The organism is Aurantibacter sp. UH7 (assembly GCF_056839165.1).
Map to the genome: position 1 here is coordinate 1,950,999 of NZ_CM166388.1, position 14,390 is coordinate 1,965,388.

The following is a 14,390-nucleotide window of genomic DNA, read 5'->3' on the forward strand; positions in this document are numbered from 1 at the left end:
CAAATTATCAAAAATAGTAAGGTTATGATTTTAATAAAATACTAGAATCATGCGTTAATAATGTGCGGAATTCAACTCGAATCATTTCTTACCTTTGTCTTTCAGTTTAGATAGACTGTTAAGATTAAGCATATCAATGGAATACTATAACTACATAAAGGCACTGCATTTAATTTTTGTAATTACTTGGTTTGCGGGTTTATTCTACATTCCAAGGTTGTTTATTTATCACATTGAGGCATCAGAAAAAGCATCCCCAGAACGAGAAATACTTACTAAGCAATTGCAATTAATGTCTAAAAGGTTGTGGTTTATTATTACGTGGCCATCAGCTATATTAGCTGTTCTATTTGCTGTTCTATTACTTGTTTTAATACCCTCATTACTACAGCAGCCATGGATGCACGTTAAATTGGCTTTTGTTTTGCTATTAATTATTTACCATTTAAAAACACACCAAATTTTTAAACAATTACAGAATAATGTGATTAAATACACATCTAATTATATGCGTATTTGGAATGAAGGTGCAACCCTTTTACTTTTTGCCATTATTTTTTTAGTGATGCTTAGAAATGCATTGAATTGGATTTATGGTGTTATTGGCATTATCGTTTTTGGAATTATTTTAATGTTAGGAATCAAACTTTATAAGCAGATTAGAGCAAAAAATCCGGACGCCTAAAAACATTAAAGTTGTATAGTTATCTTAATTTAGAATTATTCAGTCAAGGGTATAATGGCTCGATATTTGCTACCTTTGAGTACAAATAAATCCAAGCTTGTTAAAAGAACTTTCTCTTAGATCCCGCATTTTCGTTACCATGATTTTATTGGTAGTAATTGCATCGGTATTAATTTTGGGTATTACTATTTATCAGTTTCGTGAGATTAATAGTGATTATCATAAAGTTCGTTTAGCAAAGAAGGAAGAGCAAATAAACCAGAGTATTAAAAATACATTACAACAGACCACTTACCCTGTAACAACGGAAAATCTTGTACATATTTTTAGAGATGAAATATATCGTATTGCCGATGTGCAAAATGTTAATTTTAATATTTACGATTTAGAAGGGCAGTTAATTAAAAGTTCAAAAACGCAGTTTGAGAATGATTCTATTTCCACTTGTTTGACTCCAGATGTCCTAAATAATCTTGCAGCTAGTGTTGCCAAAAGATATGTGGAACATAATTCTGCTGCTGGTGATAGATATCAGGCCTCATATATGTATATCAATGATTTAAAATTCAAGCCCATTGGTATTTTAAATTTGCCTTATTATGAGGATAATTCTTTCAATGATAACGAACTAAGAGAATTTTTGGTTCGATTAGCATGGGTGTATCTTTTAATGATGATAATAGCCATTGGTTCGGCATATTTTATATCAAAATACATTACCCGATCTTTAAAAACGGTTTCAGATATGCTGTCTAGAACAGAATTATCGGGTAAAAATCAGAAAATATTTGTTGAAGATCCAAGTGAAGAAATCGGTAATTTAATTACTTCCTATAATGCCATGATTGATGAACTTGAGAATAGTGCAGCGAAATTAGCACGAAGTGAGCGGGAACAGGCATGGCGGGAAATGGCAAAGCAAGTTGCACACGAAATAAAGAACCCTTTAACACCTATGCGTTTAAGTGTACAGAGTTTTGAACGTAAATTTAACCCAAATGACCCCGATATAGATTCTAAAGTAGCGGAGTATTCAAAAACACTTATTCAGCAAATTGATACCATGAGCAATATTGCATCAGCATTTTCAAATTTTGCTGAGATGCCTGCCCAGCAAAACGAGACTTTAAATGTCGTTGAAATAGTGAGATTAGCCTTGGATATTTTTAATGAAAACTATATTGATTTCCATTCAGAAGAGGAAGAAATTATCGCGAAATTAGACCGTACACAATTAATAAGAGTGGTTACTAATTTGGTAAAAAATGCGATACAGGCCATGCCAGAAGTAGAAAATCCTAACATTACGGTTTCAGTTTCTTCGGATAATGAAATGGTAAAAATTACAGTTGCCGATAATGGTGTTGGAATTGCAGAAGAATTTAAGGATAAAATATTTGAACCCAAGTTTACTACAAAGTCAAGCGGAATGGGTCTTGGTTTAGGTATGGTAAAAAACATTGTTGAAACTTACAAAGGCGATATTACAGTAATGTCTAAAAAAGGAATTGAAACTATTTTTACAGTTCGTTTTCCCAAAAACATTTAAATAAAAAATCTTATGAGCTATAAAAACTTAATTATTGATTATGATGATAATTTCGCAATTATAACCATCAATCGACCTAAGAAATTAAATGCATTAAATAGCGAAACTATTCAAGAATTACACGAAGCATTTAAAGAACTTGATGCTGAAAAGGAAACTTTGGTTATCGTTTTAACAGGTAGTGGTGAGAAAGCATTTGTAGCTGGTGCGGATATCTCGGAATTCTCAAACTATTCGGTTGAAGAAGGAGCTGATTTAGCAGCAAAAGGACATGAAATAGTGTTCGATTTTATTGAAAACCTATCAACTCCGGTAATCGCAGCTGTAAACGGATTTGCATTAGGTGGCGGACTCGAATTAGCAATGGCTTGTCACTTTCGAATAGCAAGTGAAAATGCTAGAATGGGACTTCCAGAAGTATCGTTAGGGCTTATTCCTGGTTATGGTGGTACACAACGTTTGCCTCAATTAGTAGGTAAGGGGCGTGCTATGGAAATGATTATGACAGCAAGCATGATAAATGCAGACAAAGCATTAGCTTATGGCTTAGTAAATCATGTGGTTTCACAAGAAGAATTACTAGATTATTGTTTAGAGATTGCCGAAAAAATAGCAAATAACTCCCCTGTTGCTATCGCACATGCAATAAAAGTGGTAAATGCTGGTTTTAAAACTAATGTGAATGGTTATAATTCTGAGATAGAGGCTTTTGGAGATTGCTTTGGTACAGCAGATTTTGAAGAAGGTACAACAGCATTTTTAGAAAAACGAAAGGCCGATTTCCCAGGAGAATAGCATCAACCAAATCACCTACTTATGAGACTTCGAAAAAGCATTGCTTTAGTACTTTTTCTTGCTATTTATTCTGTGTCAAATGCGCAAGAAATTCCATTAAAATATTCATTTGGAGAAAAATATAACGATAGGTATAAGTATTCAAACTTATTAACTATAGGCGAAGACGAGAATGGCGGATCGCTTTTAGTACGAGCTTATTATACAGGCATGGTGTTGCGACCTAAAGGCTACTTCATTGAAAATTATGATAAAGATTTAAACCTTATTTCTGAATACAATTATAAGCTTAAGAATGCCAATTTTGTAGAAGGTTACGTACGTAATGGACAGATATATTTGCTCTTTTTAGACTATAATTACGATACAGGATCTTATGATTATGTGGTACACAGAAGCCCGATGGACGAGTATAATTTTACTGAAGAAACTATTCTTTCTATTAAATCTGATCCAGTAAGAGAACCGCTTGGTAGAAATTTCTACAACCGTAAATTTACTTCAGGTTTTACATCATCTGTTTTATTTGATGATGAAAAATCTGCTTTTGTAATAAGTACACATTTTAAGAAAGGTAAAATAGACCAACATCTTATTCATTTGTATAATGCTGGATTAAGTAAGTTAATGACCTATGATTTCTCAGATACCGCAGAAGAAAAGAACTATTCTTTCGAAAATGTAGCTTTCTCAGAAGACCTTGAGAATGTTTATATCGTTGGTAAGGCTTATTTTAAAAAGAGACGTTTTAGTGCCAAAGAGCGAAAATTTGAATATGAGATGATTCAAATCTCTAAACTAGGTGCTAAAACACAATCATTTGATGATTTTAGTAAGTTTTCGGAAGGTATTAAGCCAATAATGAAAAATGGAAAATTATTGTGTGTTGGTTTTTACGCAGATAGAAAAGACAACAGATATAACGGACTGTCGTATTTCGATATTGATCCTTTAACACTAGAGTTAAAATCAAAAAAGTACAATCCGTTTTCTGATCAGTTTATGACTGACAAATTCGGACGAAATGTTGATGCTGAAATCAAGAATTTGGTATTTAAAAGTTTACATATAGCGCCTGATGGTTCAATACTTTTTAATGCTGAAGAGTATTTTGTATCCAATAGTGTTCAGTCGAACACCAGTGGCGGTCGCGTAAAAGTGGAGCGCTTTCATTATAATGACATTGTTTCGGCAAAATTAAATCGTTCAGGTGATATTGTTTGGGTTCGTAATATCAATAAAGCGGAGGTAACACAAGGTGATGGTGCGTACGCATCGTATAGCGCTTATGTAAAAGACGGTAAAACATACTTTTTTATCGCTACATCAGCTGAGAATCCTCAATTAATGACTGGCGACCGATTATTGTTTAAACAAGGATTGAGTAGAAATCGAAATGTATTTAGTATCCAACTTGATACAAATGGAAAAATAAGTTTCGAAAAATTTATTGACGACAAAGAGGCAAGATTGCCCTTGATGGTAAGTATGCCATTAATTAATAAAGATAAAGACCAAATGCTTTTTTATGCAAAACGCGGTACAAAGAAGCAATTGGTAAAGGTTGAATTCGTGGATGCATCTACTAAGGTGTCTAAATAATTTTCTATAATAAATAGAGTAGTTCAAAGCAATTCTAGGTTTTGTTTATAGTGGATGTTAACCTTTTTATGGTTCTATCACTAATAAACAAAATATTTATAAAATCTAGAATTATGAGAAAACTATCATTTTTGCTTTTCATTGCCTTTTTAAGTTTTACTGCTACAAAAGCACAAGAGTTCGCTTTTGGGGTAAAAGGGGGTGTTAACATTGCTTCTGTTGGGGGTAATGCATATGCCGGTCTTGGTGGATTATCGTCTAAAGTGAGCTTTCATTTAGGTGGTGTGGTCGAAATTCCTATATCAGAAAAAATAGCTGTACAACCAGAGTTATTATATTCTTCACAAGGTAGTAGTTGGTCCTTTTATGGGTCTGGCGATAATTTAAAATTAGATTACATCAATTTACCAGTTATGGCTAAATATTATATTCTTAAAGGTCTAAGTGCAGAGGCAGGACCACTAGTTGGGTTTTTATTATCAACAAATGCAGAGAAAGAGAATTTTAAAAGTTTAGATATAGCCTTTGGAATTGGCGCTTCTTATAAAATTGGCGATAACTTATTTGCAGGTTTACGATATAACAAAGGTGTTATGGATATAAATAGTGATTCAAGTGTAAATGGAACCAGCAAGAATAATGTATTCCAAATTTTTGCCGGTTATGCATTTTAGATAAATATTTCTACCTAAAAACCAGGTTTCCCATTCCATTCTCCATAGAATTGTTCGAGATAATCCATCATAAATTGATGTCGCTTCTCGGCTAATTTTTTTCCGGTTTTGGTTTGTAAGGTGTTTTTAAGTAGAAGTAATTTCTCGTAGAAATGGTTAATGGTTGGAGCAGTAGATTTTTTATACTCTTCTTTAGTCAAATTTAGATTTGGAGCGATGTCTGGATCATAGAGTTTTCTGTTTTTGAATCCTCCGTAATTAAATGCTCTGGCAATACCTATAGCTCCAATAGCATCTAGACGATCAGCATCTTTAATTATTGCAAGCTCTATTGATTGAAACGGTTTGCTAGTTTTGTCTAAACTATTTTTAAAAGAGCAGTTTGCGATAATTTGCACTACGTGATTTATAGTTGTTTGTGGAACATTTAAAGAATTTAAAAATTCTTTAGCCATTTTTGGTGCTATAGATTCATCTCCATTATTGAATTTGGCATCGGCAATATCATGTAATAAGGCACCTAAACCTACCACGAGAATATTTGCCGATTCATCTTTAGCAATAAGCAAAGAATTATTATAAACCCGTTGAATATGAAACCAATCGTGACCACCCTCGGCATCTTTTAGCGTTTTTTTTACAAATAGAATCGTCTGATCAATAATTTCAGAATCACTCATGGTTGTTTGTTTTATTCGACATAAGAAATCACTTTATCCTCAATTTCAGTTATAAAATCATCTAGGTTTTCAGTTCTTTCAAGTGGTGGATGAACGAAGAATTTTAAGTGGCTACCAACACCCATGGGAAATTTACCATAGCGTAATAATTTCCATGAATTGTTAATGCTTACAGGAACAATAATAGCTGATGGCGCAGTTTTCATAAGAATTTTAAGTCCCGTTGGTCTAAAATGTTGTGGTTGGCCATTTCGGCTTCGAGTACCCTCTGGGAATATTACAGCAGTCCTATTATATTTTTCAATATAACGACCAAGCTTAGCAATTTCTGTTAAGGCTTGTTTGTTGTTGTTTCTATCGATGAGAACAGAACCTGCATGACGTAAGTTATATGAGACGCTGGGAATGCCATTGCCAAGTTCTTTTTTACTAACAAATTTTGGGTGATATTTTCGCATGTGCCAGATAATGGGTGGTATATCGAACATGCTTTGGTGGTTTGCAACCAAAATTATAGGGCAATCTGTAGGTAGTTTATTTTTATTGATGAAGGTGTATCGTGTTCCTAATAGATTCGTGCACAACATAAGCGTACGGTTCATTAAAGCTACGGAAAAGCCATGGGCACTATATCCGATAAGTTTATGGCAAAACACCTGTATTGGATGAAAAACCAACAGCGTTAATCCGAAGAAAAAAAAGAAAATAGGCGTTAAAATGTAAGCCAGTACTTTTTGCATACCCAAAAATAAAAAACCGCTTCGAGAGAAACGGTTTTTATATAATCTTTCTACACTCTTTTTAAGAGCGAACTATATTTAACAGAATTCGTTATAAGCTTCCATTAAATTTTCAGCAATCAATTCAGCTGGTCTACCTTCGATATGATGACGTTCAATCATATGAACCAATTCACCGTCTTTAAATAAAGCCATGCTTGGTGATGATGGAGGAAAAGGCAACATCATACTTCTAGCCATATCAACAGCTTCGGTATCTACACCAGCGAAAACAGTAACTAAATTGTCAGGTTTCTTGTCATTTTGAAGACTTATTTTAGCGCCAGGTCTTGCATTTGCGGCTGCACAGCCACAAACAGAGTTTACAACAACTAAAATAGTACCATCATTGTTGATTGCACTTTTGACCGCATCGGCCGTATATAATTCTTGAAAACCGGCTGAAGCCAGATCTTCTCTCATTGGTTTTACTAATTCTGCAGGATACATATTTTTATATTTTATATAAGCAATTTCAAAGATACTTAATTTGTCGTATTTCATTAGTGAACCTTAACAAATCATTGTCATAATATGTTTGAACCTTGTAAGGCAGCAAATGGGAGCTTATCTTTGATTAAATTTCTATAGTAAATGATAAAGTGGTTTGCAGCTGTTGTAGGATATTCATTATTTCGTTTTCCAGGAGCGATAATTGGGTTTTTATTAGGCAGTTTTTTAGATAATATGACCTCTAGTGGAAGTGGGGCGCAATCTCTTTTCAAGGATATGACGCGCCAAAGTGTTTCACCAGCCGATTTTGAATTGAATTTACTTTCCTTATGTTCACTTGTTATAAAGGCGGACGGAAAAGTGAGTCAGAGTGAAATGGACTATGTGCGTCAATATTTTGTGAGCACCTATGGTAAAGAAAAGGCCAATGCTATTTTTAGAACTTTTAATGAAGTAAATAAAAAGCGAGAGATTTCAGCACAGCGAATTTGCGCTTTTATGACGCAACGAACACGTTATGAAGTTCGCCTGCAGTTATTGCATTTTTTATTTGGTATAGCGCAAGCCGATGGTAATGTTAGTAATGCCGAGGTAAATAAAATACGAGAAATTGCAGGTTATTTGCGGGTAACACTTCGCGATTTTGAGAGTATAAAAGCCATGTTTATTAAATCGGCTAATAATGCCTACAAAATATTAGATATTCAAAAATCGGCCACCGATGCAGATGTTAAAAAAGCATACCGCACAATGGCGAAAAAATACCATCCAGACAGAGTAAATACACAAGATGAAGCTATTAAAAAAGGGGCCGAAGAAAAGTTTAAAGAAGTTCAAAAGGCCTACGAAACTATTCAAGCTGAGCGCGGATTATAGGTAGTTTATAGTAGTGAATGTGTATTACAAAGTAATTATTTTAGTGCTAAATATAACGGTATTAGTTTAGTCGTTTTTGTTTGAATAAGAAATGAAAGATGGAAAATTTTTGGTTTTACATAGAATTAGGGTTTTGGCATGTGCTCGATTTTTCGGCATATGATCATATTTTGTTTTTAGCTGCGTTAACAGTGCCTTTTGTATTTAAGAATTGGAAAGCTGTTCTACTATTGGCTACTCTTTTTACAGTGGCTCATTGTACATCGTTGGCACTTTCGGTTTATGGGGTTGTAGCCATGGATACTTCTTTAATAGAATTTTTAATTCCGGTGACCATTTGTTTAACCACCATATTCAATATTATTTATTCTAGAGTTAAAGCTGGAGAAGGTTCATTTATTCTTCATTATTTAGCTGCTAGTTTCTTTGGTTTAATACACGGCTTTGGCTTTTCTAATTACTTTAGAATGTTAATGGCAGAAGAAACCGATAAATTAACCTCTTTGTTGGGTTTCGCTGCGGGAATCGAGTTTTCACAAATTGTTATTATACTAGCCGTTTTGTGGGTTGCTCATCTGTTTCAGAATGTGTTACATGTAGAACGAAATTATTATATCATTGGAACTTCTATTTTATTGTTTCTGGTTACAATACCAATGCTGTTTGAAACGTTTCCATGGTAGTGTTAGTTTAATATTAACCTAATTTGGTTGTACGGCTTATTCAAAGCCGGTATCTTAGTCATATGCATTTTAGCGATTACCCATGAGAGTTGACAAGCAAATTAAATATGATAGAGCCTATTTGCGAATGGCAAAAGAATGGGGTAAGCTATCCTTTTGTAAAAGAAAACAAGTAGGTGCAATAATAGTGCGCGACCGAATGATAATCTCAGATGGTTATAACGGAACGCCTACAGGTTTTGAAAATCATTGTGAAGATGACGAAGGATATACCAAGTGGTATGTATTGCATGCAGAGGCCAATGCTATTAGCAAGGTAGCAGCCTCAACACAAAGTTGTGAAGGAGCCACTTTATATATTACATTATCGCCATGTAGAGAATGTAGTAAATTAATTCATCAGTCTGGCATTAAACGTGTAGTGTATCAAAAGGCATACAAAGACGATTCAGGAATAAAATTTTTGGAGAAAGCTGGGGTTAAATTAGATTTTATTCCAGAAATAGAAAGTTTGGAGAAATAATGAATAATAAGAACAATTTTATTTGGCCTACGATTATCGCTGCAGCACTTGCCGTTGGTATTTTTGTAGGTGGAAAATTGCACTACACAGACACACCTGAGAAGCTCTTTACTACAAATTCAAAAAAAGACAAGCTAAATAGATTAATTGATTATATCGATTATGAGTATGTTGATGAGATTAATACAGATAGTATTGTTGATGTAGCTGTTAATCAGATACTCGAAAAATTGGACCCGCATTCAGTTTATATTTCAGAAAAAGATATGACTAAAGTTTCTGAGAATATGAAGGGTGATTTTGTTGGTATTGGCGTTAATTTTTACACTTATAAAGACACAATTTCAGTGATTAGAACCATTCCTGAAGGGCCAAGTTCTAGGCAAGGAATAAAAGCGGGCGATAGAATTTTAATGGCAGATGACGATACGTTGTATGGTAAGAAATTGCCAAATGAAATGATAATTCAGCGTTTAAAAGGAAAGCGTGGTACCGCCGTAAATTTAAAAGTATATCGAAAAGATGAAGACAAGATTTTTAATGTAAAAGTAAAAAGAGATATTGTTCCTATAAAAAGTGTAGACTCATATTTTATGCTCACTGATGATATGGGCTACATGAAAATTAACAGATTTGCAGAATCCACTTTTAAGGAGTTTAAATCAGCATTAATAAAACTAAGGAAATTAGGAGCAAAGAAATTAACATTAGACTTAAGAGATAATCCTGGGGGTTATTTGGGTATTGCTGAACAAATGGCAGATGAGTTTCTTGATGATGGTAAATTGATATTATTTACTAAGAACAAAAAAGGCAAAATCAATAAAATATTCGCCACTGATGAGGGCAGTTTTGAAGATAAACCTGTTTATGTTTTAATAAATGAAAGGTCTGCTTCAGCAAGTGAAATTATTGCTGGTGCATTACAAGATAATGATATTGGTACAATTGTAGGAAGACGTTCATTTGGTAAAGGCCTTGTACAACGTGAAATGGATTTAGGAGATGGATCCGCGGTAAGACTTACCGTTTCTAGGTATTACACTCCAACCGGTAGAAGTATTCAACGAGATTATGCTAAAGGAAATAAAGATTATTATCAGACATTTAATAATCGGTACCATAACGGAGAGATGGTTTCTGCTGATAGTATTAAGGTAGCCGACTCGTTAATGTTTAAAACACCAAAGGGTAAAGTGGTTTACGGTGGTGGTGGTATTATTCCAGATGTATTCGTATCTATTGGCACGAACGAAGAGGAAGCCGTAGAGAGTATGGATAGTTTAGGTTTTTTATCCTTCTTTATATTTGAACATTTAGATAGTCACCGATTGGATTATAGTGGTTTCTCAAAATCTGAGTTTGCCAGAGATTTCAAAGTAGATGATACTTTATTTAGTGAGTTTGTTCAATATTCAATTTCGAGAAATCTAAATATGAATTTCTATGATTTTGAAGAAAGCATTAAATTATATTTAAAAGCAGGACTCGCCGAGCAATTGTTTGACGAGAATCTTCATGCAAAAATAAAAAGTGCTGAGGATCCTATGTTGCGAAGAGTGTTAGAGCTTGATAACCCTGCTGTAAAACAAGGTGAGGCAGAAGCTATTGAAGCAACTAATTAATCTTCGTGAATTTTTTTCTCTATCTTTTTTGATGTATTGTAAATCAATATCAAAACAATGGCACAAAGAGATGCTACAATACCAATGATAGCTATAATGCTATTACCTTCTAATGGGTTTTCAAAATTAACCAAGGTCACATTATAGATAATTAATGCAAGAGCCGAAACAATTAATATAATTGATAATAATTTATTCATTTCAATAGATTTTGAGTTTAAAATAACTGGTTAATATTTGTGGCAAAGAGCTTTACAGCTATGGCCAACAAGATAACACCAAATACTTTTCGAATAACATTTAGACCATTCTTGCCTAATACACGTTCTATCGTTTTTGAAGATTTTAGAACTATATATACAAAAATAGTATTTACAGTGATTGCTACAATAATATTCTCCACTCTATATTCTGCTCTTAATGAAAGTAATGCAGTTAACGTGCCAGCTCCAGCTATTAAAGGGAAAGCAATGGGAACAATTGATGCGCTTTCTGGCTCATCTTCTTTGTATAGCGTAATACCTAAAATCATTTCTAAGGCTAGGAAAAACAGAATAAAAGAACCTGCAACAGCAAATGAATACACATCAATTCCTATTAGTTTTAATATTTTCTCGCCTACAAAAAGAAAGGCTATCATAATAAGTAAGGAGACTATAGATGCTTTTTCTGATTGAATGTGTCCTACCTTTTTACGTAGGCCAATGATAATTGGAATACTTCCTAATATATCAATGACTGCAAATAGTACCATAGTAGCCGTAGCAATTTCTCTAAAATTGAATTGAACATCCATATCGTAAATTTTTTGCAAAAATACATTTAATTAAACCTATGGAAAGCATAGATAAGTAATTAATTTGACAGCAAAATACACTATAAAAAGTATCTTTGATTTTTTAAATCTACAGTATGTTCCAAATAGGAAAAACCATAGTTTCTGAAGAAATATTAGAACAAGATTTTGTTTGTAATCTAAGTGCATGCAAAGGTGCTTGCTGTATTGATGGCAATGCCGGAGCACCCTTAGATGATAAAGAAACTGAAATTCTTGTGGATATTTATGCTAAAGTAAAACCATTTTTAAGACCAGAAGGAATTGCTGCAATAGAGGATCAAGGAGCTTTTATAAGAGGTGAAGATGGGGAATGGGAAACTCCATTAGTAAATGAAAGTGAATGTGCATATGTGATTTTCGATGAATCTAATATTACCAAATGTGGTATAGAACAAGCATATAATAATGGAGCTATTTCTTGGAAAAAACCTGTTTCTTGTCATATGTATCCAGTTCGAGTTCGGGAATATACTGAGCTAACAGCTGTAAATTATCATAAATGGGAAATCTGTGATCCAGCATGTGCTTTGGGAGCAGAATTAAAAGTGCCAATTTATAAATTTGTAAAAGAAGCTTTAATTCGAAAATTTGGCAAAGCTTGGTATGAAGAACTTGAAACAGTTGCCAAAGAATTAAATTTGTAATTGCGCAGAATACAAAGCTATTTACGTTGTCGGAATATGCAAAATCACTCTTGTACCCGCAGGCAATCCATCGTCATCATAAAGGTCGATAATTTCAATACTAAAAGAATTTTGGTAGTCCCTAGAGAAATTTGCCAGTCTTTCTTTTGTAATATCAATACCAACAGATTTACGTTTTAGGACTTTATTTTGTTTTATTTTCTCTGCTGCTTCTCGGCCAATACCATTATCGGTAATTACAATATTGATATACATATTTTCTCTACTAATATCGAGCGAAATATTTTTTTCACCTTCTTTTGGTGAGAGTCCGTGCCAAAGGGCATTTTCTAAAAAGGGTTGTAGTATTAATGAGGGTATTTTAATAATATGTGGATCTACATCATCATCAATAGTAACAACAAAATTTATTTCATTAGAGAATCTAATATTCTCGATGTTCATATATAATTCAACAGTTTCTAACTCCTCTGCTAATGGTATTTCTTTAACCGAAGAAGATTCTAGAATCTTACGCACCAATTTAGAAAACTTGTTCAAATAATATACAGCATTCTTTTGCTCATTATTAATAATATATAGTTTGATAGAGTTTAATGAATTGAACAAAAAGTGGGGATTCATTTGACTTCTAAGCATGCTTTGTTCTAATGTCAATACTTTCTTTTCATTATTTAATTGATATTGACGGTATAGTATATAAAAAATACCAGCTAGTAGGGCCAGGGCAATTCCACTGATTAGTTGAACCGTTTTATTCTTTTTTAGCTCAAGTTTAACAAGCTCGTTTTCTTGTGCTAAGATTTTAATTTGATTACTCTGTTTTTCGGAATTATAGCTTGTAATTACATCAGTAACATAACGTAAATTTCGATCATTGGAAATTTCTTCATCATACTGTTTATATTTTCTAAAGTATTCTAGTGCTTTTTCAAAATCACCCTTGTGCACCCATAAATTTGTCAAATAAGCGTATGCTTCAGACTCCGCAGCTGGAATGTTATGTTTTTGTGCTAACTCAATACTTTGTAAAAGAATGGTACGTGCTTCATCAAATCGATTTAATTCTACTAATGTCCAGCCAATATTTATTTGTAGAGCGGTAAAAATTTCCATATCTCCTAGTTTCTCAGCACTGCTTACTAAAGAATTTAAGAGGTTTAGTCCTTTTTGAGCTTTGCCTTGATGTACATAGATATGAGCGATACTATACTTACATATAATTCTACCTCTTTCTGAATCTATTTCTTCATTATAGGCTAGGGAAGTTAGATGATTTTCAAGAGCTTTTTCTAGTTCACCTTGTGCTTCATAGCATTCACCTATATTTTGATGGTTTATTGCTAGTCCAAGCTTATTACCTAACTCTTTATCTAATATTAAAGATTTCTGGAAATTTTTAATAGCAATATCATACTGGTCTAATTTTCTATATATGTTACCAATATTATTAAGAGAGACATTGATACTTCTTTTAATACCTATAGAGGGGTCTTTTACCGATTCTGCTAATTCAAGAGCTTCCTGACTATAATCTAATGCAGATTTTATAGAATCTGTTCTACGGAAAACAACGCTCTGCATATTTAGGCTAAATACTTTAAATTCTAGACTGTTGGCTTCTATAGCAGCTTCTAGGGCTTTTCGGTGTAGCACCAAAGCTTTGGAGTATTTGGATAAATTACGATATCTTCTTCCAATATGATTTAATGCATATGCTTCACCAATTAGGTAATTTTCGTTAGCAGATGTTTCTGCTAAATAGCGCATGAGTACGGTGTCTTTCTGGTATGCCCCAATAATCTCCTCTAAGCCTAAATATGTAGTTGGCTGAATTGATATTACACTATCAACTGTTTTTTGAAAGCTAGTAGGAATATCTTGGGATTTAGCACGTGCAAAAATGAGCAGTACAAAGAGCAAAAGAAATTTTTTAAATGGGAACATTAGATAAAATTTTGATTTTACAGCCATATGGTGTAGT

General features: G+C 33.3%; 16 protein-coding genes. 10 read left to right on the forward strand and 6 right to left on the reverse strand.

The genetic code is table 11. The features are described from left to right. Positions 1-136 precede the first annotated feature (136 nt). From UH7x_RS08285 to UH7x_RS08305, 5 genes are all read left to right on the forward strand, one after another. A complete protein-coding gene (locus UH7x_RS08285) occupies positions 137-685 on the forward strand; it encodes a CopD family protein (RefSeq protein WP_482363256.1) in 549 nt (182 codons plus the stop codon). A gap of 139 nt (positions 686-824) precedes the next feature. Further along, positions 825-2,234 (forward strand): sensor histidine kinase, encoded by a 1,410-nt coding sequence (locus UH7x_RS08290; RefSeq protein ID WP_482363257.1) that lies wholly within the window; start codon positions 825-827, stop codon positions 2,232-2,234. 12 nt (positions 2,235-2,246) lie between these two features. After that, positions 2,247-3,029, forward strand: coding sequence for an enoyl-CoA hydratase/isomerase family protein (locus tag UH7x_RS08295; RefSeq protein WP_482363258.1), 783 nt, complete (start codon positions 2,247-2,249; stop codon positions 3,027-3,029). 21 nt (positions 3,030-3,050) lie between these two features. After that, positions 3,051-4,631 (forward strand): hypothetical protein, encoded by a 1,581-nt coding sequence (locus UH7x_RS08300; protein WP_482363259.1) that lies wholly within the window; start codon positions 3,051-3,053, stop codon positions 4,629-4,631. 113 nt (positions 4,632-4,744) lie between these two features. Then, the gene (locus UH7x_RS08305; RefSeq protein WP_482363260.1) at positions 4,745-5,305 is read left to right on the forward strand and encodes a porin family protein; all 561 of its coding nucleotides are present in this window, start codon (positions 4,745-4,747) and stop codon (positions 5,303-5,305) included. A gap of 14 nt (positions 5,306-5,319) precedes the next feature. Here the strand turns inward: UH7x_RS08305 and UH7x_RS08310 are convergent, their stop codons facing one another. The 3 genes from UH7x_RS08310 to UH7x_RS08320 form a co-directional block, all read right to left on the reverse strand. Continuing rightward, positions 5,320-5,985, reverse strand: a complete 666-nt coding sequence (locus UH7x_RS08310) for an HD domain-containing protein (RefSeq protein ID WP_482363261.1) — start codon at positions 5,983-5,985, stop codon at positions 5,320-5,322. A gap of 11 nt (positions 5,986-5,996) precedes the next feature. Further along, entirely contained in the window at positions 5,997-6,725 is a 729-nt protein-coding gene (locus UH7x_RS08315) for a lysophospholipid acyltransferase family protein (protein ID WP_482363262.1), read from the reverse strand. 78 nt (positions 6,726-6,803) lie between these two features. Beyond that, positions 6,804-7,214 (reverse strand): BrxA/BrxB family bacilliredoxin, encoded by a 411-nt coding sequence (locus tag UH7x_RS08320; protein ID WP_482363591.1) that lies wholly within the window; start codon positions 7,212-7,214, stop codon positions 6,804-6,806. A gap of 144 nt (positions 7,215-7,358) precedes the next feature. On the opposite strand from UH7x_RS08320, the gene UH7x_RS08325 reads away from it, so the two are divergent. From UH7x_RS08325 to UH7x_RS08340, 4 genes are all read left to right on the forward strand, one after another. Then, complete coding sequence (locus UH7x_RS08325) at positions 7,359-8,093, forward strand: TerB family tellurite resistance protein (RefSeq protein ID WP_482363263.1); 735 nt, start codon at positions 7,359-7,361, stop codon at positions 8,091-8,093. A gap of 98 nt (positions 8,094-8,191) precedes the next feature. After that, positions 8,192-8,776: a HupE/UreJ family protein gene (locus UH7x_RS08330; RefSeq protein WP_482363264.1), complete on the forward strand. Its 585-nt coding sequence runs from the start codon at positions 8,192-8,194 to the stop codon at positions 8,774-8,776. 82 nt (positions 8,777-8,858) lie between these two features. Further along, complete coding sequence (locus UH7x_RS08335) at positions 8,859-9,299, forward strand: deoxycytidylate deaminase (RefSeq protein WP_482363265.1); 441 nt, start codon at positions 8,859-8,861, stop codon at positions 9,297-9,299. Then, positions 9,299-10,924, forward strand: coding sequence for a S41 family peptidase (locus tag UH7x_RS08340; protein ID WP_482363266.1), 1,626 nt, complete (start codon positions 9,299-9,301; stop codon positions 10,922-10,924). Before UH7x_RS08335 ends, UH7x_RS08340 begins: the two co-directional genes overlap by 1 nt. On the opposite strand, the gene UH7x_RS08345 is transcribed toward UH7x_RS08340, so the two are convergent. Both UH7x_RS08345 and UH7x_RS08350 read right to left on the reverse strand, forming a co-directional pair. Then, a complete protein-coding gene (locus UH7x_RS08345) occupies positions 10,921-11,124 on the reverse strand; it encodes a hypothetical protein (protein WP_482363267.1) in 204 nt (67 codons plus the stop codon). The two genes, UH7x_RS08340 and UH7x_RS08345, sit on opposite strands and share 4 nt — an antisense overlap. Positions 11,125-11,141: 17 nt before the next feature. Next, a complete protein-coding gene (locus tag UH7x_RS08350) occupies positions 11,142-11,720 on the reverse strand; it encodes a MarC family protein (protein WP_482363268.1) in 579 nt (192 codons plus the stop codon). Positions 11,721-11,836: 116 nt separating this feature from the next. On the opposite strand from UH7x_RS08350, the gene UH7x_RS08355 reads away from it, so the two are divergent. Beyond that, entirely contained in the window at positions 11,837-12,406 is a 570-nt protein-coding gene (locus tag UH7x_RS08355) for a DUF3109 family protein (RefSeq protein ID WP_482363269.1), read from the forward strand. A gap of 21 nt (positions 12,407-12,427) precedes the next feature. On the opposite strand, the gene UH7x_RS08360 is transcribed toward UH7x_RS08355, so the two are convergent. Next, positions 12,428-14,353 carry a tetratricopeptide repeat-containing sensor histidine kinase gene (locus UH7x_RS08360; protein WP_482363270.1) on the reverse strand — a complete coding sequence of 642 codons (1,926 nt, stop codon included), beginning with the start codon at positions 14,351-14,353 and terminating at the stop codon, positions 12,428-12,430. Positions 14,354-14,390: the final 37 nt, after the last annotated feature.

Coding starts and splice junctions, on each gene's coding strand:
- UH7x_RS08345 (WP_482363267.1), bottom strand. CDS start 11,124: ATGAATAAATTATTATCAATTATATTAATTGTTTCGGCTCTTGCATTA.
- UH7x_RS08305 (WP_482363260.1), top strand. CDS start 4,745: ATGAGAAAACTATCATTTTTGCTTTTCATTGCCTTTTTAAGTTTTACT.
- UH7x_RS08330 (WP_482363264.1), top strand. CDS start 8,192: ATGGAAAATTTTTGGTTTTACATAGAATTAGGGTTTTGGCATGTGCTC.
- UH7x_RS08335 (WP_482363265.1), top strand. CDS start 8,859: ATGAGAGTTGACAAGCAAATTAAATATGATAGAGCCTATTTGCGAATG.
- UH7x_RS08310 (WP_482363261.1), bottom strand. CDS start 5,985: ATGAGTGATTCTGAAATTATTGATCAGACGATTCTATTTGTAAAAAAA.
- UH7x_RS08325 (WP_482363263.1), top strand. CDS start 7,359: ATGATAAAGTGGTTTGCAGCTGTTGTAGGATATTCATTATTTCGTTTT.
- UH7x_RS08360 (WP_482363270.1), bottom strand. CDS start 14,353: ATGTTCCCATTTAAAAAATTTCTTTTGCTCTTTGTACTGCTCATTTTT.
- UH7x_RS08290 (WP_482363257.1), top strand. CDS start 825: ATGATTTTATTGGTAGTAATTGCATCGGTATTAATTTTGGGTATTACT.
- UH7x_RS08315 (WP_482363262.1), bottom strand. CDS start 6,725: ATGCAAAAAGTACTGGCTTACATTTTAACGCCTATTTTCTTTTTTTTC.
- UH7x_RS08295 (WP_482363258.1), top strand. CDS start 2,247: ATGAGCTATAAAAACTTAATTATTGATTATGATGATAATTTCGCAATT.
- UH7x_RS08350 (WP_482363268.1), bottom strand. CDS start 11,720: ATGGATGTTCAATTCAATTTTAGAGAAATTGCTACGGCTACTATGGTA.
- UH7x_RS08355 (WP_482363269.1), top strand. CDS start 11,837: ATGTTCCAAATAGGAAAAACCATAGTTTCTGAAGAAATATTAGAACAA.
- UH7x_RS08320 (WP_482363591.1), bottom strand. CDS start 7,214: ATGTATCCTGCAGAATTAGTAAAACCAATGAGAGAAGATCTGGCTTCA.
- UH7x_RS08340 (WP_482363266.1), top strand. CDS start 9,299: ATGAATAATAAGAACAATTTTATTTGGCCTACGATTATCGCTGCAGCA.
- UH7x_RS08285 (WP_482363256.1), top strand. CDS start 137: ATGGAATACTATAACTACATAAAGGCACTGCATTTAATTTTTGTAATT.
- UH7x_RS08300 (WP_482363259.1), top strand. CDS start 3,051: ATGAGACTTCGAAAAAGCATTGCTTTAGTACTTTTTCTTGCTATTTAT.